General features: G+C 43.2%; 23 protein-coding genes and 1 riboswitch. Of the genes, 12 read left to right on the top strand and 11 right to left on the bottom strand.

The features are described from left to right. Positions 1-767 precede the first annotated feature (767 nt). The 4 genes from BN1067_RS10125 to BN1067_RS10110 all read right to left on the bottom strand — a co-directional run bounded on the left by BN1067_RS10125 (position 768) and on the right by BN1067_RS10110 (position 7,306). Complete coding sequence (locus BN1067_RS10125) at positions 768-2,552, bottom strand: acyl-CoA dehydrogenase family protein (protein ID WP_053218741.1); 1,785 nt, start codon at positions 2,550-2,552, stop codon at positions 768-770. Positions 2,553-2,586: 34 nt separating this feature from the next. Next, the gene (locus BN1067_RS10120) at positions 2,587-3,762 is read right to left on the bottom strand and encodes an acetyl-CoA C-acetyltransferase (RefSeq protein ID WP_053218740.1); all 1,176 of its coding nucleotides are present in this window, start codon (positions 3,760-3,762) and stop codon (positions 2,587-2,589) included. A gap of 31 nt (positions 3,763-3,793) precedes the next feature. After that, positions 3,794-6,193 carry a 3-hydroxyacyl-CoA dehydrogenase/enoyl-CoA hydratase family protein gene (locus tag BN1067_RS10115; RefSeq protein WP_053218739.1) on the bottom strand — a complete coding sequence of 800 codons (2,400 nt, stop codon included), beginning with the start codon at positions 6,191-6,193 and terminating at the stop codon, positions 3,794-3,796. A 195-nt stretch (positions 6,194-6,388) separates the two neighbouring features. Continuing rightward, entirely contained in the window at positions 6,389-7,306 is a 918-nt protein-coding gene (locus BN1067_RS10110; RefSeq protein WP_053218738.1) for a proline dehydrogenase family protein, read from the bottom strand. A 267-nt stretch (positions 7,307-7,573) separates the two neighbouring features. Here BN1067_RS10110 and BN1067_RS10105 point away from each other — a divergent pair, with 267 nt between their 5' ends. The 6 genes from BN1067_RS10105 to BN1067_RS10080 all read left to right on the top strand — a co-directional run bounded on the left by BN1067_RS10105 (position 7,574) and on the right by BN1067_RS10080 (position 11,655). Continuing rightward, a complete protein-coding gene (locus BN1067_RS10105; protein ID WP_053218737.1) occupies positions 7,574-7,807 on the top strand; it encodes a hypothetical protein in 234 nt (77 codons plus the stop codon). Between the two features lie 13 nt (positions 7,808-7,820). After that, entirely contained in the window at positions 7,821-8,144 is a 324-nt protein-coding gene (locus BN1067_RS10100; protein WP_053218736.1) for a spore coat protein, read from the top strand. A gap of 510 nt (positions 8,145-8,654) precedes the next feature. Beyond that, positions 8,655-9,596 carry a metal ABC transporter solute-binding protein, Zn/Mn family gene (locus BN1067_RS10095; RefSeq protein ID WP_053218735.1) on the top strand — a complete coding sequence of 314 codons (942 nt, stop codon included), beginning with the start codon at positions 8,655-8,657 and terminating at the stop codon, positions 9,594-9,596. Positions 9,597-9,620: 24 nt separating this feature from the next. Next, positions 9,621-10,376 (top strand): metal ABC transporter ATP-binding protein, encoded by a 756-nt coding sequence (locus BN1067_RS10090; RefSeq protein ID WP_053218734.1) that lies wholly within the window; start codon positions 9,621-9,623, stop codon positions 10,374-10,376. Between the two features lie 14 nt (positions 10,377-10,390). Then, positions 10,391-11,245, top strand: a complete 855-nt coding sequence (locus tag BN1067_RS10085; RefSeq protein WP_053218733.1) for a metal ABC transporter permease — start codon at positions 10,391-10,393, stop codon at positions 11,243-11,245. Beyond that, on the top strand, positions 11,242-11,655 hold the full coding sequence (locus BN1067_RS10080; RefSeq protein ID WP_053218732.1) for a Fur family transcriptional regulator: 414 nt from the start codon (positions 11,242-11,244) through the stop codon (positions 11,653-11,655). Before BN1067_RS10085 ends, BN1067_RS10080 begins: the two co-directional genes overlap by 4 nt. A gap of 115 nt (positions 11,656-11,770) precedes the next feature. On the opposite strand, the gene BN1067_RS10075 is transcribed toward BN1067_RS10080, so the two are convergent. Continuing rightward, entirely contained in the window at positions 11,771-12,040 is a 270-nt protein-coding gene (locus tag BN1067_RS10075) for a glutaredoxin family protein (RefSeq protein ID WP_053218731.1), read from the bottom strand. Positions 12,041-12,356: 316 nt separating this feature from the next. Beyond that, positions 12,357-13,160: a VLRF1 family aeRF1-type release factor gene (locus BN1067_RS10070; RefSeq protein WP_053218730.1), complete on the bottom strand. Its 804-nt coding sequence runs from the start codon at positions 13,158-13,160 to the stop codon at positions 12,357-12,359. Positions 13,161-13,338: 178 nt separating this feature from the next. Here BN1067_RS10070 and BN1067_RS10065 point away from each other — a divergent pair, with 178 nt between their 5' ends. Together BN1067_RS10065 and BN1067_RS10060 are read left to right on the top strand one after the other, a co-directional pair. Further along, on the top strand, positions 13,339-13,800 hold the full coding sequence (locus tag BN1067_RS10065) for a GtrA family protein (RefSeq protein WP_053218729.1): 462 nt from the start codon (positions 13,339-13,341) through the stop codon (positions 13,798-13,800). 93 nt (positions 13,801-13,893) lie between these two features. Next, positions 13,894-15,056 (top strand): IS3 family transposase gene (locus BN1067_RS10060; RefSeq protein ID WP_110943419.1). Its coding sequence is split into 2 segments (ribosomal slippage): positions 13,894-14,170 and positions 14,170-15,056, totalling 1,164 coding nucleotides; the frame shifts between segments, so codons are not numbered across the junction. A gap of 67 nt (positions 15,057-15,123) precedes the next feature. Here BN1067_RS10060 and BN1067_RS10055 read toward each other — a convergent pair. After that, positions 15,124-15,543: a universal stress protein gene (locus BN1067_RS10055; RefSeq protein ID WP_053218727.1), complete on the bottom strand. Its 420-nt coding sequence runs from the start codon at positions 15,541-15,543 to the stop codon at positions 15,124-15,126. Between the two features lie 121 nt (positions 15,544-15,664). Further along, a complete protein-coding gene (locus BN1067_RS10050; protein WP_053218726.1) occupies positions 15,665-17,137 on the bottom strand; it encodes a SulP family inorganic anion transporter in 1,473 nt (490 codons plus the stop codon). Between the two features lie 258 nt (positions 17,138-17,395). On the opposite strand from BN1067_RS10050, the gene BN1067_RS10045 reads away from it, so the two are divergent. Next, the gene (locus BN1067_RS10045) at positions 17,396-17,872 is read left to right on the top strand and encodes a YndM family protein (RefSeq protein WP_053218725.1); all 477 of its coding nucleotides are present in this window, start codon (positions 17,396-17,398) and stop codon (positions 17,870-17,872) included. 82 nt (positions 17,873-17,954) lie between these two features. Here the strand turns inward: BN1067_RS10045 and BN1067_RS10040 are convergent, their stop codons facing one another. Beyond that, complete coding sequence (locus tag BN1067_RS10040; RefSeq protein WP_053218724.1) at positions 17,955-18,884, bottom strand: M14 family metallopeptidase; 930 nt, start codon at positions 18,882-18,884, stop codon at positions 17,955-17,957. Positions 18,885-18,994: 110 nt separating this feature from the next. Continuing rightward, positions 18,995-19,055: riboswitch (Fluoride riboswitch) on the top strand. A gap of 53 nt (positions 19,056-19,108) precedes the next feature. Here BN1067_RS10040 and BN1067_RS10035 point away from each other — a divergent pair. Next, a complete protein-coding gene (locus BN1067_RS10035; protein WP_053218723.1) occupies positions 19,109-19,486 on the top strand; it encodes a fluoride efflux transporter FluC in 378 nt (125 codons plus the stop codon). Beyond that, positions 19,483-19,851: a fluoride efflux transporter CrcB gene (gene crcB / locus BN1067_RS10030; RefSeq protein ID WP_053218722.1), complete on the top strand. Its 369-nt coding sequence runs from the start codon at positions 19,483-19,485 to the stop codon at positions 19,849-19,851. The genes BN1067_RS10035 and crcB overlap by 4 nt, the downstream gene beginning before the upstream one ends. Positions 19,852-20,367: 516 nt before the next feature. Here the strand turns inward: crcB and BN1067_RS10025 are convergent. Continuing rightward, positions 20,368-21,531 (bottom strand): acyl-CoA dehydrogenase family protein, encoded by a 1,164-nt coding sequence (locus BN1067_RS10025; protein WP_234400665.1) that lies wholly within the window; start codon positions 21,529-21,531, stop codon positions 20,368-20,370. Between the two features lie 224 nt (positions 21,532-21,755). Here BN1067_RS10025 and BN1067_RS10020 point away from each other — a divergent pair, with 224 nt between their 5' ends. Continuing rightward, entirely contained in the window at positions 21,756-22,391 is a 636-nt protein-coding gene (locus BN1067_RS10020; protein WP_053218720.1) for a YczE/YyaS/YitT family protein, read from the top strand. Positions 22,392-22,645: 254 nt separating this feature from the next. Here BN1067_RS10020 and BN1067_RS10015 read toward each other — a convergent pair whose 3' ends face one another. Beyond that, complete coding sequence (locus BN1067_RS10015; RefSeq protein WP_053218719.1) at positions 22,646-23,128, bottom strand: chemotaxis protein CheX; 483 nt, start codon at positions 23,126-23,128, stop codon at positions 22,646-22,648. Between the last annotated feature and the right edge of the window lie 221 nt (positions 23,129-23,349).

Genomic DNA, 23,349 nt, shown 5'->3' with positions numbered 1-23,349 from the left:
TCAAAGACATGGCAGCACCCCCTTCAATTTCTTCTTATCTTATCATATCTTGCAGGTATATTTCATGCAAATATGCCAACAAACGAGTTTGGCGTTCTTCTGCTCGAGAGCAGATAAAAAACGGCAAACGGTATATGGTTGAGCGGAACATGACATAACCTATAGAACAAAGTGAGTGGGGAATATGGCGCTACGGAAATACCCTTCGCTTTTCGCGGGCGGCTGGTGAGCTTCCTCGAGCTAAAGCTCTGCGGGATCTCACCGAGGCCTTACCTCCCGCAGAAGTCTCAAGGTATTTCCTCCGCACCTGGCAAATTCCTGATTTTTATTTTCGTGCCGCCTGACTTATGAAAATTTAGAAGGCTAAACAAGGTCACCGTTCATTGCTTTTACTCACATATTCAGAAAAAGGCTCTAAGCTGAGGAAAAATGCGAGATCCTCGAAAATAGCCCGCAATTTCTTCGGGGCGGTTAGACTTCAAGATGTCATATCGATGTCCTGTGGAAAAGAAACTGTCTGAAGACCCCACCACCAACTGTGTCTGTGTCTTGCAGCTAAGCTCAATAGATAGGGTGTCAATCCAAGGCGAGCTAAGAAGTAATTCATGCAGTGCCCTGGGTGAAGCTTATTTTCCGCAGCACTGAACTACACTTCATCTAGTAAAAGACAGAATGTAACGGTCTAATTTGCAGTTTATATCCTTTGTGCAAGAAAACAAATAAAAAGGCAGCCACAGTTGTTTGTAAACTGGGCTGCCCTTTATTAATCAGACCACATATTTTTCTTCTTCGATTATCCGTTGAGCAATTTCCCGTTTCTTGGCGATAACATTTGTAGGATCATGCCTTGTCAGCTTCCGCATTGCAGACAACATCATTCTCAAAGTATCTCCTTCTTCACTTGCAATCAATGTTTCTTTTGCGTCGGCTTCCAACCGGTTAAATGCTTCCTGCACATAAACCTGGGTGTATAGAAGCTTCAGTGAACTTGCTTCCAATCCTGACTTGTTGATTGCTTTTTCGGTACGAAGGACGGCCGATTCCATATTAAATACTTCATTCACGATATCCGCTATATTGGAAAGTATCTCCTGTTCCTGTTCCAGTTTCTTTCCATATTTTTGAGCAGCAAGCCCAGCTGCCAGCAAGCCGATTTTTTTAGCGTTTTTCACCAAATACTTTTCCTGTTCCAATGGTTCTGTCCCTACTTCTTCCGGCATCAGCATCATTATTTCTTCCTGTAACGCCTGTGCTTTTTGCAACAACGGAAGTTCACCTTTCATTGCTTTCTTCAGCAATGATCCAGGTACTAAAAGCCTGTTGATTTCATTCGTTCCTTCAAAAATTCGTTGGATACGGGAATCACGATACATCCGCTCGACCTCATATTCCTGCATAAAACCATAGCCACCATGGATTTGAACAGCTTCATCCGCCACAAAATCCATCAGTTCGGTAGCAGAAACCTTATTCAGTGAGCATTCTACCTGGTACTCCGCAATCGCCGCTGCCACTGCTTTTCCATCGTTGAGTTCCTCATTGCTCAAATTGCTCATTCGCTGTTCAAACAATCCAACAGTACGATAGACCGCACTCTCATTGGCATACGTATTGGCAGCCATTGTAGCCAGCTTTTCCTGAATCAAAGAGAAACGGGAAATCGGTGTATTGAACTGTTTACGCTCATTTGCGTACTTGGCAGACAGTTCAATACCGATTTTTGATCCGCCAACCCCTCCGATTGCCAACTTGTAGCGCCCTACGTTCAATATATTAAAAGCAATTACATGACCGCGGCCGATTTCACCAAGGACGTTTTCCACCGGAACCTGCGCATCTTCCAAAATGACGGTCCTCGTCGAAGAACTCTTGATTCCCATTTTCTTTTCTTCAGCACCTGTAGACACACCAGGAAAATCTCTTTCCACGATAAAAGCGGTGAATTTTTCCCCATCAACCTTCGCGTATACGATGAATAAATCAGCAAAAGCAGAGTTGGTAATCCACTGTTTTTCTCCATTAAGCAAATAATGGGTGCCAGCTTCATTTAATTTTGCGGTGGTTTTGGCACCTAGTGCATCGGATCCGGACCCAGGCTCAGTCAATGCATAAGCTGCTATTTTTTCACCCGTAGCCAATAGCGGCAGATACTTTTGCTTTTGTTCTTCATTTCCAAAAAAGACAATCGGAAGCGACCCGATCCCGACGTGTGCTCCGTGCGTAACCGAAAACCCGCCCGCCTTGGAAAACTTCTCCGTGATCAAGGAAGAGCTGATCTTATCCAAGCCAAGACCTCCATATTCCTCTGGAACATCTACACCAAGAAGCCCTAATTCGCCCGCCTGTTTCAATAGCTGAACAGAATGGTCAAATTCATGGTTTTCCAGCTTATCGATTTTCGGAACGACCTCACCGGCAACAAAGTCTTCCGTCGTCTTAGCAATCATATGGTGTTCATCCGTGAAATCTTCCGGAGTTATGATATCTTCCGGTTCTAAATCTTCAATAATGAAAGCGCCGCCTTTAATCATTCTTTCTTTCGTTTCACTCATTTTATTCGCCCCTTTTCCGTTTTATCAAAGCTTCCTACACTAATTCGAATACGCCTGCGGCTCCCATTCCTCCGCCAATACACATGGTGACGACTCCAAATTGCTCCTTTCTCCGTTTCATTTCATGAATCAGACTGAGCGTCAACTTTGTCCCAGTGCAGCCAAGCGGGTGTCCAAGCGCGATAGCACCCCCGTTAACATTCACCTTATCTTCATCCAGTCCAAGCGCCCGGATTACCCGAATCGACTGGGAAGCGAAGGCTTCATTCAACTCGAACAATCCAATATCAGAAAGTTCCAGCCCAGCCAGCTTCAGAGCCTTCGGGATAGCTTTTATCGGACCGACTCCCATGATTTCCGGCTCCACCCCTGCAAGTGCAAATGAACGGAACTTAACCAACGGCTTCAATCCTTCCGCTTCAGCCTTTTCCCTATCCATTACTAAAACAGAAGCTGCTCCATCACTCATTTGCGAGGAATTACCAGCAGTCACCGTACCTTTTAACGAAAAAGCAGGCTTCAACTTTGCCAATACCTCTTCTGTCGTATCAGCACGGACTCCTTCATCCTTCTGGAATAAGAACGTTTTTTCTTTTACTTTGTTATCCGGACCGATTTCCCTTGCCGTGACTTCAACTGGTACCACTTCCTCATCAAACTTGCCTTCCTGGAATGCTTTGGCTGCTCTCTGATGACTGCGGGCGGCAAAAGCATCCTGATCCTCACGGGAAATATCGAACCGCCTTGATACTTCTTCAGCAGTGTGACCCATTGACATGTAATAGCCTGGGGCATTTTTTACGAGCTCCAAATTAGGTTTGATGACATGACCGCCCATTGGAATCAAACTCATTGATTCGGCTCCACCAGCGATGATTGTATCACTGTGACCTAACATGATTCTTTCCGCTGCAAAAGCAATGCTTTGCAATCCAGAGGAACAATACCGGTTTACCGTTATGCCCGGTACCTCCAGCGGCAATCCCGCCAGCCCGGCAATGTTCCGTGCCATGTTCATTCCTTGTTCGGCTTCAGGCATCGCACAGCCGATAATGACATCATCGATATTGCCTGTGTATCCGTCCGCCCTTTTCAACGTCTCTTTGATGGTTAAAGCTGCAAGATCATCTGGTCGCACGTTAGCTAAAGCGCCTTTTTTGGCTTTGCCGACCGGTGTCCTTGAGCCAGAAACAATCACTGCTTCCTTCACAGCATTTCCCCCTTATCTAATTAGGATGACTTTAGTTACGCAATGGTTTTCCCTTGAGCAGCATGTGCTGCATTCTTTCCTGCGTCTTTCTTTCCCCGATCAAACTTAAAAACGCTTCTCGTTCCAAGCCGAGTAAATATTGTTCATCGACAAGTGTTCCTGACTTCAGTCGGCCACCTGCAAGTACGAATGCTAGTTTATCTGCTATTTTCAAGTCATGTTCCGATGCATATCCTCCAAAGGCCAAAGATTTGGCGCCTAGCAGCATGGCCGCATAGCCAGCTTCTCCGACTACCGGGATTTTTTCCCGTTCAGGCGGCCGGTATCCGGCTTTGCTGAGGGCAAGCACTTTCTGCTTGGCGTCATACAGTAAATGATCTGCATTGACGCTGATGGCATCTCGATTATTAAGAAAACCATGTTCCCTTCCCTCGGCAGCCGATGTCGACACTTTGGCAGTGGCGATTGTTTCAAATACATGGTTGGCAGCCTTCTGCAAATCAAAATCTATCCCGCGTGGTAAATCTCTGACTTGCTTGATGTACAGTTCTTTATTTCCACCGCCACCAGGAATGAGACCGACTCCAGCTTCCACCAGTCCAATGTAGGTTTCCTGTGCAGCCTGAATCGAGCTGGCTGGAAGGCAAACCTCAGCACCGCCACCGAGTGTCATCCCGAACGGAGCCGCTACGACCGGTTTCTCTGAATATTTCACTTTCATCATGGCATTTTGGAAATGCTTGACGACCATCTCGATCTCAAAAAAATTGTGATCCTGTGCTTCCATGAGCATCATGGCCAGATTGGCTCCCACACAGAAATTTTTTCCTTGGTTGCCGATGACAAGACCCTGGAAATTACGCTCTACCTCTTCTACTGCGTAATTGATCATTTGGATGATATCCAGGCCGATTGCATTGCTCTTCGACTGAAATTCCAATCCGGCCACACCATCGCCCAAATCAATCAAACTGGCACCCGTGTTTTTCTTGATAACTCCTTTGCTGTCTTTCAAGCTTTTTAAATGGATTTCTTTAGGGTTGGCCTGTCTCTGCTGATAGTCCCCTTTATGGTAGTAAAGCAGGCTGCCAGATTCTTGTTTATAAAAGGATGTAGCACCGGCTGCAAGCATTTTTTCGACCCACTCAGGAACGTTTTCCCCTTCCTGTTTCATTCGTTCGACCGCTTCGCTCACACCAATCGCATCCCACATTTCAAACGGGCCAAGTTCCCAGCCAAAGCCCCACTTCATCGCCTCATCAATGGAGACGATGTCGTCGGCTATTTCTCCTGTAAGCTTTGCAGCATACAGTAAAACAGGTTTTGTGATCGACCAAATCAGATCCCCTGCAGGGTCACCTTTCGCATATAGAAGCGCTTTCATTTTCCTGCCAGGGCCTTTTTCCTGTTTAGCAAGTTCCGTTGCTTTGGTTTTCAGCTTCTTACGCTCCTGATACTCCAGTGTATCTGGATTCAATTCATAGATAGTACTGCTTCCGCTTTGTTTTTTCTTCACAAAAAATCCCTGGCCGCTTTTTTGTCCTAGCCACCCTTTTTCATACATAGACTGGATAAAATCAGGAATCTCAAAAACCTGCTTTTCTTCCCCTTCAACCTGATCAAAAACATTTTTAGCCACGTGGATGAAAGTATCGAGCCCCACCACATCCAACGTACGAAAGGTAGCACTCTTCGGCCTTCCAATCATCGGACCGGTGACCGAATCGACCTCACCTATACTCAATCCCTGCTTTCGCATCTCTCTTACCGTCACAAGCAACCCATAGGTTCCGATCCGGTTGGCGATAAAATTCGGAGTATCCTTTGCTTCCACGACGCCTTTTCCAAGGATATCTTCTCCGACCTGCTTCATTTCGCGAAGAACCTGCTGATCGGTCCACCTAGTCGGAATAACCTCCAACAATTTCAAATACCGGGGCGGATTAAAGAAGTGGGTTCCGAGAAAATGCTGTTTAAAATCATCCGAACAATCTTCCGCCATTTTTTCGATGGAGATCCCCGAGGTGTTCGAACTAACAATGGCACCTATTTTCCGATACTTGTCTACCTCTTGGAAAACCTGCTTTTTAACCGAAAGATTTTCCACGACAACCTCAATAATCCAATCAACTTCTCCTAACACTTCCATATCATCCGTCATATTACCCGTATGAATCAAATCAAGACTGCCTTTACTAGTAATCGGTGAAGGCTTTTGTTTGAGCAAAGCTTTTTTGCTCGTTTCAGCGAGCTTGTTGCGCACCGCTTTGTCGTCTAAGGTCAATCCCTTAGCCTGCTCTTCATCCGTCAATGCTTTGGGCACGATATCCAGCATCCATGTTTCGATACCGACATTTGCAAGGTGAGCAGCTATCCCGGACCCCATGACACCGGACCCCAAAACGGCTGCACGTCTGATTTTTCGAGTCATGCCTTATCCCCCTATCATTTTGAATGAATACTCATTCATTATACTTTTAAAAAAAGAAGATAGTTTCCTATCTGCGTCTAATTCAACTATAAATTATTTTCAGATATTTCGCAATCATTTTCCGAATGAAATAAAGAAAACTTCCCAGGACTCCATCTATATCAGTCCCTGTTTCCGACAGGGACTGAACGGAACTCACTTTCCGAATACGCCTTTCAAGACAAAAGCAACATTGGCCGGTCTTTCTGCCAGACGCCGCATGAAATATCCATACCAATCGGTACCATATGGAACATAAACCCTCATTTTATATCCTTCTGCTGTCAACTCTTCCTGTCTTTCCACCCGAATCCCGTACAACATTTGAAATTCAAATTGATCTCTCGGAATCGAATGTTCCTTTTCCAAATGTTTCGTATAAGCAATGATTTCATCGTCATGGGTTGCGATGGCCGTGTAATTTCCATTTAGCAAATGCATTTTGATGATTTTTTTGTAATTATCGTCCACATCCCGCTTATCTGGAAAAGCGACCTTCGGGGATTCTTTGTATGCTCCCTTGACTAGTCGTAGATTGGGGTGATACGCATTCAATTCTTCTATATCGCCAACTGTGCGGTATAAATAAGCTTGAATAACCGTTCCGATGTTATCATACGTTTCTTTTAATTCTTTGAATATGTCGATTGTTTTTTGACAACGCTCATAATCTTCCATATCAATTGTGATAAAAACGCCATGCCGCTTACCTGCATCGAGGATTTTTCTCATGTTTTCCATCACCAACGCTTCCGATATATCCAGCCCCATCGAAGTCATTTTCAAGGAAAGCTGTGAGTCCAATTGATGCTCGGCGATTTTTTCAATCATTTCCACACATTCGTCGGCAGCCTGGCGTGCTTCTTGCTCACTGTCAATAAATTCTCCCAGATGATCAACGGTAACGACCATCCCTTTTTGGTTCAATTGTTTAATGACCTTTGCCGCATTTTCAACCGATTCTCCAGCTACAAATCGGCCGGCACCAAAGCGAAGTCCATATTTTTTTGCCAGCTTGGTGAAAAACTTGTTTTTGGATAAAAATAAAAAGAAGTTACGCAGGATTTGTTCCATCATAAGCCCCCCCAGTAATCATCCAGTGCGGCGGTACCGCTTTCTTTTACGTATAAATAAAACAAACGGTTGCTTGTATATATCCGCCGCCATCGATGTGCAAACTTTCAAACTAATAAGTGTTCTTTTACTATTCTATCATTTTTATTTCGAAAGAGGTACTTTTTGCCGGCAAAATTCGCCATGTTATTACAAGGGAGAATAACCGAATACATTGCGGAAATAATAAGCGGGAATTGACTGATTTCGTGAAAAGGAGGAATTTTTATGAACCAGCAGCCTATGCAACAGCCCCCGAGTATGATCAGTTCAAAAGATTTGCTATACCTTACCGATATGCTTTCATGGAATCTGAACGCCACCAAAAAAGCACACTTTTATGCTAGCCAATCTCAAATTCCGGAAATCCATCAAGCGCTTGAAGCTGCCTGCCAAATGCATCAAAGGCACTACCAGCAGATCCTAGATCATTTGAATTCCCAGCCTGGAAACATCAATTAGGAAGGAGATAAGCATGAATCAACAACAGAAAGTTCAAAACCCGGAAACTCAGGTGCCCAAAACCCCGCAAATGAACGAAAGAGACTTTGTCAACGACGTATTGGCAACAGAAAAATATTTAACCGGCGCCTATAGCATTGCATTGAACGAGGTAAGTAATCAAGGCCTGTATCAAGATTTGGCCCGTATTTTCAAAGAAACACAGGACTGTCAGCGCAACCTTTACAACTTAATGTTCAAACATGGCTGGTATTCTTTAGAAGCAGCAGATCAACAGAAGATTCAACAAGCTTACCAGCAATTCAGCGGGTATAAGAACCAGCTTCCAGCACATTAACCTGCTTGGAGTGCTCACCCGGCCAACCAGAAGGTCTGTTCATTTGTGTGATAAAGTGAGCGCCGGATCCTGCAACGTATTATGAATTTTCACCATGTAAAAAACAGCCAAAGCTGCAAATGCAGTCTCGGCTGTTTTTATTTCCAATTAAGCAAGCCTTTCGTAACGCTGATCTTTTACATCTATTTTTCATTTGTTGCTTGGTCACTTGTGTATCATCCTATGCGACCTCGACTCCTCCTGTATCGAGATGCACCTTCCCCTTTTTACTCCTTCTAATTCTTCCAAATGCTCTGCAAGAATCCAACGCGTTACTGGTGTACTCGCCCGATTCATACGTGACTATGGTTCATTTTTTATCCTTTTTCTAAAACGGAATCGTTATTATTTACAAATCATAATCATTACGATAAAATGAACCGTGGTTCTTTTTCTAGCAATGAAGAATGATAAAAACAGGATTTCCTGCATTCGTTAACATATAGAAGAAAGAAGGAAACGAGGACAACGATGAGACAGATAATACGATGGCTGTTCCTGTGTAGCGTATTGGCTATACTGGTCAGCTGCAGTCCTTCTCCTAGTGAAAAAGCAGCACCTACGATTTATACCACTGTCTATCCTGTTCAATACATCCTGGAACGATTGGCAGGCGACTTCACAGAGGTTGCGACCGTATATCCGCCTGGTGCAGATGCGCATTCCTACGAGCCCACAGCCAAGACAATGACAGATATTGCCGAAGGAGAAGCGTTCTTTTATCTTGGGGAAGAATTGGAGGCATTCGCTTCCACCACCGCTGACGCTTTACAACAGGAGGATGTTAAACTGATTGGCCTTGGTGGTCAGGAAGAATTATTTCATAGTGAAGGGAAAGAGGACACCACAGCAAATCATGATGAAATCGATCCTCTAGCTCATGACCACAGCGATCATGATCCGCATGTGTGGCTTGATCCGCTAAGAATGCTGGATTTGGCTGTCCTGATTGAAAAGCGACTAAGCGACATGTACCCGGACCAACAAGCTGTTATGCAGCAAAACCTCTTGTCATTAAAAGAAGATTTAAGGAACCTGGATCGACAATTTGTAAGAAACTTGAACGGCAGCAAACATAGAGAAATCCTCGTATCTCATGCTGCATACGGTTATTGGGAAGAACGTTATGGTATACATCAAATCGCCGTGAATGGTATGTCAAATGACAGTGAACCTTCTCAAAAGGATTTAATCGAGATAATCGAACGTGCCAAGCATCTGGATATGGAGTATGTGATATTTGAGCAAAATGTACCGGACCATGTATCCAAAGAAGTCCAAAAAGAAATAGATGGAAAACCCTTGCAAATTCATAATTTAGCTGTCCTGTCGGAACGGGATATAGAACGCGGGGAAGATTATTTTTCTCTTATGGAGAAGAACTTAGAAGTTCTCAAAAAGGCAACAGAATAAATGAAATAAAAGGAGGATGAATATATGAAGAAACCAGTGATTTCGATGAACAATGTCGATTTTCATTATGACAATAAACCTGCGTTGCAAAACATCGATTTTGAAATTCCTGAGGGAGCATTCATGGGATTGGTCGGTCCTAACGGCGGAGGCAAAACCACTTTGATTAAACTGATTCTCGGATTATTAAAGCCCCAGCGTGGTTCCATAGAATTGCTAGGAACACCTATCCATAAATTTAAAAACTGGAACAAGATAGGGTTTGTCTCCCAAAAAGCAAATTCTTTTAACCGCGGATTTCCTGCTACGGTGGAAGAAGTGGTTTCCATGGGCTTGACTGCAAAAGTGGGTTATCTCCGATTCTTTTCCCGTAAACATCGTCAAAAAATAAAGGAAGCAGTCGACCAGGTCGGCATGTCAGCCTACCTGCATGAGAACATCGGAGATTTATCAGGTGGACAGCAGCAGCGTATATTTATTGCAAGAGCTCTTGTCAGTGATCCGGAGCTGCTGATTCTGGATGAGCCCACGGTCGGAGTAGATACCGAACATGTGCAAAAATTTTATGAATTACTGCACAGACTTAATGAGCAAAAAAACATTACCCTGTTGCTGGTCACACACGACATAGGCACCATGACACACCATGCCACAAACATCGTATGCTTAAATAAAACCATGCATTTTCACGGCCATCCTGATCAGTTTTCTGCTTTGTCTGAAGCAGAGCTTTCGAATTATTACGGGCATGAATTAAATGTGGTGTCCCATGAGCATTAAGGAGCGAAGTCAACATGTTAGCTAACTTTTTTCAGTACGAATTTTTACAAAATACCCTTTATACCGGATTGTTGATCGGCTTTATCGCTCCGCTACTCGGTTCGTTTATCGTTGTCAGACGGCTTTCTTTGATTGCCGATGCCCTGTCCCACGTCACACTCGCCGGGATTGCGTTTGGTTTATTGATCGAAAAGAAAGTTGCTCCAGGGATCATCACTCCTTTCTACAGTGGAATGGGATTTTCGGTGATCGCTTCTATTTTCATCGAGCAGCTGCGCAGCGTTTACAAAGCCTATCAGGAACTGGCCATCCCCATCATCCTGTCAGGAGGAGTTGGGTTGAGCGTCGTATTCATATCCCTTGCCGATGGTTTCAATACTGACCTGTTCAATTATTTGTTCGGGTCCGTATCAGCTGTAAGCCGTTCGGATTTATGGACCATTGTCGTCATCACCGTCATTGTGCTGGCCGTGCTGTTTTTGTTCTTCAAGGAGTTGTTCATGCTTTCCTTTGATGAAGAACATGCGGTAGTCTCTGGAATACACGCTAAGAGGATTCATTCCTTATTTATTTTATTAACAGCGCTTGTGATTGCAGCTTCCATCAGAATCGTCGGTGTGTTGCTTGTTTCCGCATTGATGACATTACCGGTGGCTGCAAGTATCCGACTCGCAAAAGGGTTTAAACAATCGATTATTTTGTCTGTTGTTTTTGGAGAGATTTCCGTGATTGCCGGATTGATTTCCGGTTATTACTTCGAAATACCTCCAGGAGGTACGATCGTCATGACGTCCATCCTCATTCTGTTAGCGGCTCTGGCCGTAAAACGTCTTCGGGTTCATTCTTTTAAAAGGAGGGCACAGCAATGAATATGGAAGAAGCTTTGAATCTCTTAAAGGAAAAAGGGTATAAATACACCAAGAAACGGAAAGACATTTTGTCTTACTTTGATCAGGAGGACGGTTACCGCAGTGCAAAGGATTTATTAAACTTCATGGAGCCAGCGTATCCCGGCATCAGCTTTGATACGATTTACCGGAATCTTCACTTATTCGATGAACTGGCTATTTTGGAATCGACCGAGCTGGAAGGCGAAAAGCATTTCCGGATCAGCTGTGTCGGTCATCATCATCACCATTTCATTTGCAAAAAGTGTGGAATTACCAAGGAAATCAACACCTGCCCTATGGATAATATCAAAGGGGAATTAGGCGGTTTCCAAATCGAAGACCACAAATTTGAAATATATGGTTGCTGTCCAGCATGCCAGGCATCCTGATAATCAAGTGTGAAACCTGGCACAGAAGGCTTGCCAATATGCAAAGAGACTGCATCGAAGCGTAATACCTAATACGTTCCAATGCAGTCTCTTTTTGTATTCGGATTATCGTTGGTCAATGTTTGATTGTACGATCAATTTTTTCTATATTATTTGTAAATCCTGTATAAACCAGGTTTTTCTTTTTTCCGATTATGTTTTCCTGTTCTATCACAATGGTCGGCACCAAGTTTGTACCGGCCGCTGACTGTAACTGCCTTTGCTTTTCTTCCGATCCTGTAATATCGACTTCCACATACGGCACCTGGTCCCTCGATAAAAACTCTTTCAGCGATTGGCTTTCCTGACAGGCTGCTTTTGTATAAATCTTTACTACCTGCTTCACCGTTATCGTCTCCTTTGATCAAAGAATTTTGCCTGGACACAGGGCCAGGTCCCTCTTTCTCCGAAAGCTGAACCAACTTGCTGCTTTGCAGCCCAGTTCCCGAAGTGAGCTTAATTGAAACCGATTACAGACAATTCCTTACAAAAGCACTAGATTCTCCTGAGTGAAAATGCCCACCTACGAAGTCTTTCACCTAGAAAAAACGCCTTTTCCGTTTTTAATTTATGACCAAAACGAAAAAGGCGTTAAGCTTTTTATTACCTTATTGGCAGGGAATTACCCGGCATTTAAAAAATTCGAATGAACTTGGCCAACCTTATGCTACGACTCTTTCAATCACTTTCATTTCTTCATGGTCAAGCATATTCTTTCCCTCTACTTGATAAACTTCTTTGTTCATATAGGACTCGATATCCTTTGCCTCTTCTTTTTCCCCGACAAGATAAATACGATCCCAGGCATTGTCTTTTGCAAGTTTATCCAACTTTGGTGCAATCCCTTTGTACCATCGCTGCTGGTTGGCATTCACTCTCTCATTAAAGCTGTCCCGGCTCGGATCTTTGCCGCCTTTACCCATTGCCATCGGACGCTTCTGTTCCGCAGTGTATTCCCGCCAGTCTTCTGTATCAAGATCCAGTTCATAATGCTTCGTTTCCAAAATAGTGCCCAGCTCCGCTTCGATTACCTTTACTTGATTCTGCTGAACAAGAATAATGCCTGATTTCGGAAACTTATTTCGCAGTTCTTTCAGTTGATCGATCACGGGAGTCTCTTCCCAGTAAAAATCGGTTTGAATCCGCATTTGCAATCGCTCGGCAAACCATACTTGTTCATCGGCAGAGGCAAATAACACGATCCCTTTTTTCAGCGCTTGTTCATTTCCATGGACAAAGCGTTCCACTTTCCCACGAACGGTCTGAAAATTTTTGAGTTCTTGTTTATCTCCGCTTTCTTTCAAATAACTTTCAAATTGATTAAGTCCGTTCTTTAAATGAATTTTCCATTCTCCGCCTTGCTGTTCTGGATCAGAAGGATCAGTATTTAAATACATAGACAGCACTTTGGCAGGACGTTGCAACTGAACTTTTTCCAACTTCTGCAGCTGATCATCGAAATTCATCAAGGCTCACCCCTTTAGAAGTGTATTCCATCTATATAAAGTGTGTATCCATTCGTCAGGCTATTAAAACCTGTTTCGCCACTTACTCCACAGGTTAAAGAATCATTGGAAAATGTATTTTTACGGACAGGCAGAAACATGATAAACTGACACTAATTAGCGGAAAGAGAAGGATCATATGGCAAAAAAAATAAAAGCACAGATACTTCAATTCAGTTTTATCGGTATCGCCAATGCTGTGATCGATATTGGCGTGTTAAACCTGTTATTATGGAAATGGCCGACAGAGGAAACAAGCATGTTATTTATCTTTAACACCATTGCTTATTTTCTGGCGATTTTAAACTCCTACATATGGAACGTGAAATACACATTCAGTCACCATGCCCGTATCAATACCAAAGAAATCAGTTTATTTTCATTGCAGGCGGTTGTCGCATGGATAATCAATAACTTGGTTTTTATCGGTTTGAGCAAGCTGCTGCAGTTTTCCGGACTGCCATTATCAAGCTTTTTCGTACATAACATTGCCAAAGGAGCAGCAATGTTTCTTTCATTCTCTACCAGTTTTCTATTGATGAAATTTATCGTCTTCAGAAAGAAAAAAACAAAAATAGAGCAAGAAAAAAGAGCAGATTAGGAGGTTACTAGAGTGACCCAATAATATGAGACAGGAAAAAACACCCCCAGAGTCGTATAAAAGTATTTATCGACATTTGGAGGTGTTTTTGTTATGGGAAAGAAGATGGTTTATCCTGAAGAAATCAAGAGAGAAGTTATACGCTTAAAGCTTTCTGGAGAACTCACGAACAAGGAGATTATGGAGAAGTTTGGCATTAAAAATGAGACACAGATCAAAACCTGGACGAAATGGTTTAGGAATGGAGAGGAGCACAGGTTGGCTCAACCAATTGGAAAACAATATGCTTTTGGAAAAGGGCCTGATGATGATAGTGAAATAAATCAGTTAAGGAAAAAAGTGAAGTATTATGAAATGCGAGATGAATTGTCGGGAAAGTACCAAGAAATCGAAAGGAAGTGGTTCCAGAAGTATTCGTTGAAGTCGTAGAAGCTTATAAAGAGAAATACACGATCACTACTATTTGTGAATGCTTCAAGATTCCAAGGTCAACTTATTATCGTTGGAAGGAGAGGATATCAGCTGAGTTGCCCCTTCTCCATCAATTAGTTATAGGTATTTGTCAAAGTCTTTCATTTAGGGTGGGACATCGAAACGTAAGGGGTATTCTCAAAAATGATTACAAAATGATGGTGAACCGAAAGACAGTACAAAAAATCATGCAAAAGTATAACCTTCAATGCCAAGTGAAAGTGAAAAGAAAGGTTTACATTGCTGGTGAAAGCAAGTTTGTGGTACCAAACCTTCTCAAACAGGATTTTAAGACGGACCGACCTAATCAAAAATGGGTTACAGATATCACTTACTTGCCTTATGGAGAAAAAATGCTTTATTTATCAACCATAATGGACTTGTATAATAACGAAATCATGGCCTATAAAGTTAGTGACACCCAAGATGTTAAGCTTGTGTTAGATACATTAGAAGCTGCTTGTAAAGGAAGAGAAACTCATGAAGTTATTCTGCATAGTGACCAGGGTGCTCAGTACACCTCTTATGCTTTTCAGGAACTGGCTAAAGAAAAAGGCATTACCACAAGCATGTCCCGAAAAGGAAATTGCTTTGATAATGCCGTAATCGAATCCTTCCATTCCTCGCTAAAGTCGGAAGAATTCAACACTCAAAATAGAGTGCTCCTTACAAACTCTATTGTACTAGAAAAAGTAGAATCTTACATGTATTATTACAACTACATACGACCGTTTTCAAAATTAAACTGCTACAGTCCTGTAGAATTCAGGACTATAGCAGCATAGGTGTTTTTTCTTGTCCCGTTTTGCTGGGTCAGTTCAGTTACCTCCTGTCCGCTCTTTTATTGTTCCATTATTTCACAACCATAACCGGACACTTTACGCGCTTGGCCACTTTGTGACTGACACTTCCCAATACCATCTCCTGCAGAGAATTTAATCCCCGGCTGCCAATCACGCACACATCAAATTCTTTCTCATTAGCGTATTTTACAATGGTAGGACCGGGTTCGCCATGGAGAATGGTGATTTGATAATCCACATCGGCTTTCTTTAACTTCTGTTCAGTAAATGCTAACTTCTGTTTCCGTTTCTTTTCCAAATCCGCTGAATTCCAATTATGCAAAACGTCAGCCCTCGATTGCTCTCTATCGATTACAAACACAACTTCAATGAAAGCGCTTGAATTATTTCTGACTAAAAGCAATGCTTTATCTAATGCTCTGATTGCATGTTCCGAACCGTCTGAAGCTAGTAATATTTTATTAAACATTCACTGTCCTGCAACATGTTGATTTAACTGCATCCATTATACCAAAAATGGAATAAGCTGAAGTATTCTTTTTTCCGGCAAAAAAAAGGCAGGGCGCCTTATAGCACCCTGTCCACTTCCATTAATGATTGGCCGCTTTCGCATCCGGTTTATGATACACCGAACGCCTCTCGACCAACATAGAGCTTTCTTCGTTTAATCCAACTATCTTCACCTTTTTTCCATTATCCTGGTACTTCAACACAACTTTATCGATTGCACCGACTGCTGAATCATCCCATAGATGTGCTGCCTTTAAGTCTATCTCTATTTCCTCGTAGCCTTCTTTAAAATCAAAAGCAGCTACAAATTCAGTGACGGATGCAAAAAACAATTGGCCGGTTACTACGTAGATTTTTTTACGACCATCTTCCACCTGCAAGCTACGGACGTGTACCTTGGAAATCTTGGCGGCGAAAAAGATAGCACTCAGTACAACACCGGCCAGGACACCGATGGATAGATTGTGGGTCAATACCACTGCCCCCACCGTAACAACCATTACAACTGCGTCCGTTTTCGGCATCAAGTGCAAGTTCCGGAGAGAAGACCAGTCAAAGGTACCGATAGACACCATTATCATGACACCAACCAGGGCAGCCATCGGAATTTGAACGAGTAAATCATTGAAAACCAATATCAAGACCATTAAAAAAACCCCGGCAGTCAGTGTCGATAACCGTCCTCTTCCTCCCGATTTTACATTGATAACAGATTGACCAATCATGGCGCATCCTGCCATTCCACCAAAGAAGCCAGCAACGACATTGGCAATTCCCTGTCCTTTTGTTTCTCTATTTTTATCACTTTCTGTATCTGTCATATCATCGACGATTTGAGCGGTCAACAGAGACTCAAGCAATCCTACTACCGCGAGAGCCAGGGAATAAGGGAAAATGATCATCAAGGTTTCTAAATTGAACGGAATATCCGGAAGTAAGAATATCGGCAATGCTTGAGTGAGTTCCCCCATATCACCGACAGTGCGAACTTCACTTCCAGTAAAAACCGCAACCAATGTAATGATGACTATTGCTACAAGCGGAGCTGGCACAGCTTTGGTGAACCGTGGAAGAACATAAATAATGACTAACGCACCGGCCACCATCGCGTACATTTGCCAGGACTCTCCAACAAAATGCTGTAATTGAGAGGTGAAAATCAAAATAGCCAGCGCATTGACGAACCCAATCATAACCGACCTAGGGACAAACTTCATGAACTTGGCGAGTTTAAAAATCCCCATGACAATTTGAATTATTCCGGTCAAAATGGTAGCAGCCAATAAATACTGCAACCCATGCTCGGCCACCAATGTCACCATAACTAAAGCCATAGCCCCTGTAGCAGCAGAAATCATTCCCGGTCTGCCGCCGACAAAAGCAATTACGACAGCAATACAAAAGGAAGCATATAAACCGACCATCGGATCAACACCAGCAATAATCGAAAAAGCAATTGCTTCCGGAATTAATGCCAAGGCAACGACCACACCAGCTAATATGTCTCCCTTGATATTGCCAAACCAATTCTGTTTAATTGCAGAAAAATTCAATACTGCACCTCTTTCTCTTCTATTTTAACTTTCTACGTGAAAGCAAGTCCGTTAAAAACAAGCCGAATCATACCACACAAATACACAAAAGACAAATAGGGATGTAAGCGTACATCACAACCTTTTTGCTTGTGTTTTCTCTATTTTTCTTCGTTTAATAACGGCGTTCGATATGTTTTTTTACTTCGGTCAATAATTTTCCGTGTTTTGTACAGAATAAGCGTGAAACTAAATCCATTTTCTAAAGGAGAGAATACAATGGAACATGTAAGAGCACTTGTCATCAAATTTGCTGTTACCGGGATTGTTCTTTACTCTATTTTAGGCATTTTTTATACAGCGTCTGTAGGAGATATTTTCTTTATCACCCTGCTTGTAACAGGAGTGGCATACTTGCTGGGAGATCTATTCATCCTGCCTCGTTTTGGGAACTTGACAGCATCCATCGCCGACTTCGGATTGGCATTTGCTTCGGTGTGGCTGCTAAGCACCTTCTTTATCGGGACAGACACCGCTGTAGTGAATGCCTCGTTGTTTTCAGCCTTGTTTATTGCTGCGGCAGAAGTGATTTTCCATATGTACATGCAAAACCGAGTACTCGATGAGGAACCGGATTATGAGGAGACAAACAGACAAACGACGGCCCGTCTGCAAACAGAATTCGCTGATGAAAGTGAAGGGCAGGATATTATCGAGTTACAGGATGATAAAAAAGAGGAGAAGAAAGAGGAATAACCTTCCGCCTCTTGCGCCAGCTGTCACAGGAGTAAAAGATCTCTGGGACATGCTGGCCATGTTGAGCGGGCAGGCAGAGTGACTAAAAATTGTCGAGAAGCTGGCAGGCTTCCCTTGCAAGAAGTAACCCGACCGCCTGATTTTGCTTCCAGATTATCGGATAATTTTCGACTGGCACTGGTCTGGGACCAATATAGGGAGAAATTTCAGGAGTGAACGCCGGCTTCTTCATTTCGGTTAAAAACCAATCCGTGTATCCACCCCCGCTTGGTTCAGGACCAGGATCTACAAGGCGGTAACTTGTTTTTTCGCTTAATTTTTGGGCGATTTCAAAAGTTGCAGCCAGTAACTTTCCATCAATTTTATATTTCCAATATATTTCTTCTCCAGAAGAATGGTAGGCTGCTGCCATTTGGATGCCTTCTCTTTTCGTAAATTCGTAAATGGCCTTTGCTTCCGGTTCACTTAGCGGATAGGGACCTTTATAGTTCATTGGTCCAGGTCTGTCGGAGACAGGTTTGATTGTTTCCCAACCAGCCGGATACTGCCTATTCAGATCGACCCCTCTTATGTTAGCCTTCCATTCGGTAAAATCGTTTTGGTTATGATTGAGCTGTAAAACTTTTTCTGGCTTCTGTGTGGCTTCAAGTCCCTTTTGAACGAGGGTAACACCGTCCGGATTGACCATCGGAATAAACCAAATCGTCGCTTTGGAAAGAATATCATTGAGATTGAACCCATCGATGGTATCTCCTTCAGACCATGCCCGACAATAGTCTGCCACCATGTCCATCAATAAATAGGTGGTCAGCCACTCTCTCGCATGATGGGAGCCGTTCAAAAGCACCTTTGCCTTTCCCGTTCCCAGTTTTACGGCATATAAGGATCTCCCTTCGACTGATTTGCCGATAACAACCACTTGAACGATTTCCGGATAGCGACTTTCCAACATACGAATATCTGCTTCCATTTCCTCAAAAGTATAAGGGGAATCATTCGTAAGCGAGCGCATATAGAAATATCCCTCCTCGATTCTCTTGGTTTCTGGCAGTTCTAAGTCGATTAGAGACGGAATGATTTGCATCCCGCTGCTAAAATGATACTATATATATATTAACAAATGCATCGATAGGTGATGGGGTTCACCTGTAACTGCCAATAGGCTAATGACTCCTGCCAGTACACTTCCCTGGCAGGAGTCATTTTTGAATTGGAAAATATTGGAGGTTTTTCGCCGTGATTTATCTTTATGTCGGGTTAGCCGGTTCACTGGGGGCCATGCTGCGCTATGGAATCGGGATCCTTTTTTACCAGGCAGACACCGTCTTCCCTTTTACTACTTTGATCATCAACTTGGCAGGCAGTTTTCTGTTGGCGTGGCTGACAGGCTCCATTCTCAGTACTGCCAGGCTTTCTCTCACGGCCAAATCGGCAATTGGAACCGGGTTCGTCGGTTCTTTCACTACATTTTCTACATTAAGTGTTGAAACCGTCGATTTATACATGGACGGCAGGCTGTCTCTGGCCATCCTGTATATTTTCTTGAGTATTTTCGGTGGTCTTGCTATGAGCAGACTAGGGTATCAGGCAGTCGTAAGGAGAGAATCGGAATGAATGTGTTATTATTTATCTTGGTAGCTATCGGCGGGTTTATTGGCGCTGTCGCCCGTTTTGCTATCAGCCAATATGTAAAACGGAATTTTTCATTTACCTTTCCGGCAGCCACCTTGTTTGTAAATATTATCGGTTCTTTTTTGCTCGGTTTCTTCAACGGCCTGGACGTGGGAGAATATATGCTTGTTTTGGCAGGAACGGGATTTTGCGGTGCCTTTACGACTTTCTCCACGTTCAAGCTGGAAGCAGTCCAACTACATGTTGACAATCAAAAAAAAGCATTTCTCTTCTACACGATAGTTACTTATGCAGGCGGTATTTTTTCCGCATTAGTCGGGTATCAACTTGGCCTCTTCTTCTTTTGATGAAAAAAACACCCTGCGGGCACGTGGCCACTGAAAAACTGAAGTTTTATGATAGGTAGAATTTTAAAAAAGCGGTCAGTGCGGAAATTAATTTCCACACTGACCGCTTTTCGTCTAATTTTAGAGGTTTGTGCCTCTATTCCTTCATTAGTTTAACGATTCGTTTTACGTTTGCCGTAAAAATCTCCATCGCACCTTAATGCGCATGCCTTTTAGACCCAAAGATGAAGCGACCTCATATCCGTGTCTATGCTTTATGTACCATTCATGTACAAGAAAAAAGAGTGATTTTCTTTTTTAAATCAAAGAGAGATTGGTCCTTGGTAATTCCACGATAAGCGAGCGGTGGTGACGCCTGCGGGGAACAGCGCGAGTCGAGGATTCACTTGGTCAAGTGAACTTCTTGACCAAGTTAGCTGTGGCTGTGGCCGTGCCCGCGGCCAGCATCCACCGACAAGCGATTCGCGGAAGATTAAAAGGACTTTTTCAGTGGCCTCGCAGGCACAGACTGCTTTTTTAAACAGATTTGACTGCTTTTCCGGCAAGCATTTGAATGACCATATCGTCCATTGGCGGGTTATGAAGTCCTGCCCGCACGTTTCGATAATATTGTTCAAACCTGTATTGCTTGGAGAGCCCCCTGCCGCCTGCAATTCGCAATGCTAAGTCCACTACTTCATTAGCTGCGTTGGTAACGGAAGTTTTTACAGCAGCAAGTTCCGCCCCGAGCTGGTCTCTCGATCCTGGTGATTCATCCCATTGGCGTGCGACCCCGTACATGAAATAATGAGCCTGCAACAGTTTCAAATCCATCTCGCCGATTTTTTGCTTGATATGAGGCACTTCAGAAATAGGCGTATTCAAACTGTTTGGCTGATAACTTTTGGCAAAAGCAACTGCATCGTTACGTGCAGCAACTGCAATTCCCAGATAACATGCTGGAATGTGCAGCAGCCAGCCCTTCGGTTTGGACGATTTTCCTTTATTGACTTCGACTAGAGCCTGTTCAGGTATATGGACATCCTGCAGGACTAAATCATCACTGCCGGTGCCGCGCATCGCCATTGTATCCCAAGTATGTTCAACGTGGACACCCGGGGTATTACGGGGAATCAAAAAGGAGCCTACGGCGTCTTTCTCTTCTATATAAGCAGTCACGAGATAGTAATCGAGTACACTGGCCATGGTTGTGAATGTTTTTCTGCCATTGACAACGTAGTTTTCACCCTGTCGGACTGCTTTGGTTTCAGGTATACCTCCCCTGGTGGGGCTTCCGGTTGCCGGCTCCGATGCCGCGCGGTTGACAACCAGTTTTTTTTCACCAATTTCCCGGGCAAAAGCTTCAAACTGTTCCTGCTGCCATAACTGTTGTTCACTAAGCTCCATCACCACTCCCATATGCCAGCCTATGGACAATGCAGCTGAGCCATCTCCTTCCGCCAACTTTTCCTGCATCAACAACAGTTCACTTAAATTAATCTGTTTTCCCCCAAACCTCTCCGGAAGCGGCAGTGTAACATAGTCTGCCTGTTTCAAATCATGAAGATTGTCTGGAGAAAACTGAGCACTCAGTTCTGTTTCTTCGGTTCTTCGTTTCAACTTTTCCGCCAGCTTGTCAGCTGTCTCCAATAATTCCTGCTGTCGATCATTTTGGATAAAAGACTTTAAGAAATATGACACCTTTACCACTCCTGTCCTTCTATTGACCAATAGTGTTTGCATCTTCTACTATTTTACAAAAGCATTTTCCGAAAATACAAACTTTCCACTTCGCTTTACTTGGACTTTGGAAAAACAGAAACATTTTGGGTGGCAGTATCACGCGTCCCACAAATTTTTACCTGTAAGCATCTACCGTACTTTGATATAGTAAACAAGGAACGTGAAAAAGGGGGAATTTTACCATGCGGACACTTCAACGGGAAAGCCCTTTTTACTTAGCCGGGTTAATCATTCTCACATTAGGTATTGGACTAACTATCCAATCCCAATTGGGAACGTCTCCCTTTGATGCTTTGTTGGTCGGGTTGTATCGCACTTTCGGGTTGACAATAGGATCCTGGGAAGTTGTCGTCGGCTTGTCGATGATTCTTGGCAATGCTTTGGCAAAAAGGAGTCGCCCTGAATACAGTGCCTTAATTACTTCTTTCATTACTGGAGCAGGCATCGATGGTTGGGTATATATATTAGACGGGCAAGTGGAACCGGATACGTTGTTCGGACAGTCTGTTTGTTTCGCTGCCGGACTTGGGTGCACGGCAATTGGGGTTGCAACTTATCTTCAATCAAGGATTGCTCCTAATCCAATGGACCGCTCCATGATGGTCATTACCGAAATAACAGGGTGGAGCGTCACGTATTCAAGAGCTTTGATTAGTATCATTCTGGTTTTTCTAGCCTTTCTATGCAGCGGAACAATTGGACCAGGTACCTTGATTAACGCTTTATTCAGCGGTATGTTGATCAGTTATTTGCTTCCATATGTCAAAAAGCTAAAACAAAAGATAATGTTGCGCAAACAGGCAGCCGCTCATTCTTAAAATTGGAAAGATACCTTGAAATCCTTGTTAAAAAACAGGCGCAGTCCGTTTGCCATTTATTGACTTACGGGCTACGCGAATTTTCTTTGCCATATTAGTAAAGAAAAACTATTTACGATATAAAAATACTTTTTGGAGTCATAAACGAGACCTTGCCAATCCTTCCGGCGGGCTTGGAATCGTCTTGTTCACTCTGAATTTCATGTATTCAAACAGTGCTATGGGTGTTATTACTAGCCTATTAACTTGTCTGCTCATTGAACCAACAAGCAAATCTCCATCTTTCCGATTGCTTGATAAGTCAGTTCCACTTGTATGGCATGGTGAAAATTTTCGACTACCATATTTTCTTCCGATGCCACCAATGGAGAAGTAATATCGGTTTGCAGTCCGGTTGCATATATCCCCGTGGACACACTACCCGCAATCATATTGCCAAGCTCTCCTGAGAAAGAATGCAGCATTTCTCCCTCCAGAGGCATGCCAAACATAGCTTCACCAATCGATCCAAATAAGTGATCATTTGCTTTCAGGACAAGTGTACCTTGTATATCTCCCGTTACATCAATCAGCACCCCAAAAGGAACAGGCAAGGATTCTTTTATTACTTTCGCTTTGCCTACCTCCGCTTCCAAGGGGATGACGGTTTGAATGGACTTTAACGTTTCGTTGTACAACTCTTTTATGACTCGATTTTTTTCACTAGTGACGATGAAACTCACCTCTTTTTTCTGCATGTTCAAACGCTGTTATTAAAATTGGCTGCCGGGATCTTTTCGCATAGCCATAATAAACTAGTCAAAAGATTCCGGCAGCCAGGCAACATAGCTTTAAACCCTGGCTTTTGTGTCCTTTTTTTCTAAAGAGTTCCCTTTAGCTAGTCCTTTCCGACTAAGCATAAAGTTACAGATGGGTTTCATCCATTATATACTATTTTCGACATAATTCAACAAATTCT

The organism is Virgibacillus senegalensis (assembly GCF_000821245.2).
Taxonomy (GTDB): Bacteria; Bacillota; Bacilli; order Bacillales; family Amphibacillaceae; genus Sediminibacillus; species Sediminibacillus senegalensis.
Note: the sequence above shows the minus strand (reverse complement) of the source record. Positions and strands in the feature narration are given on the sequence as shown.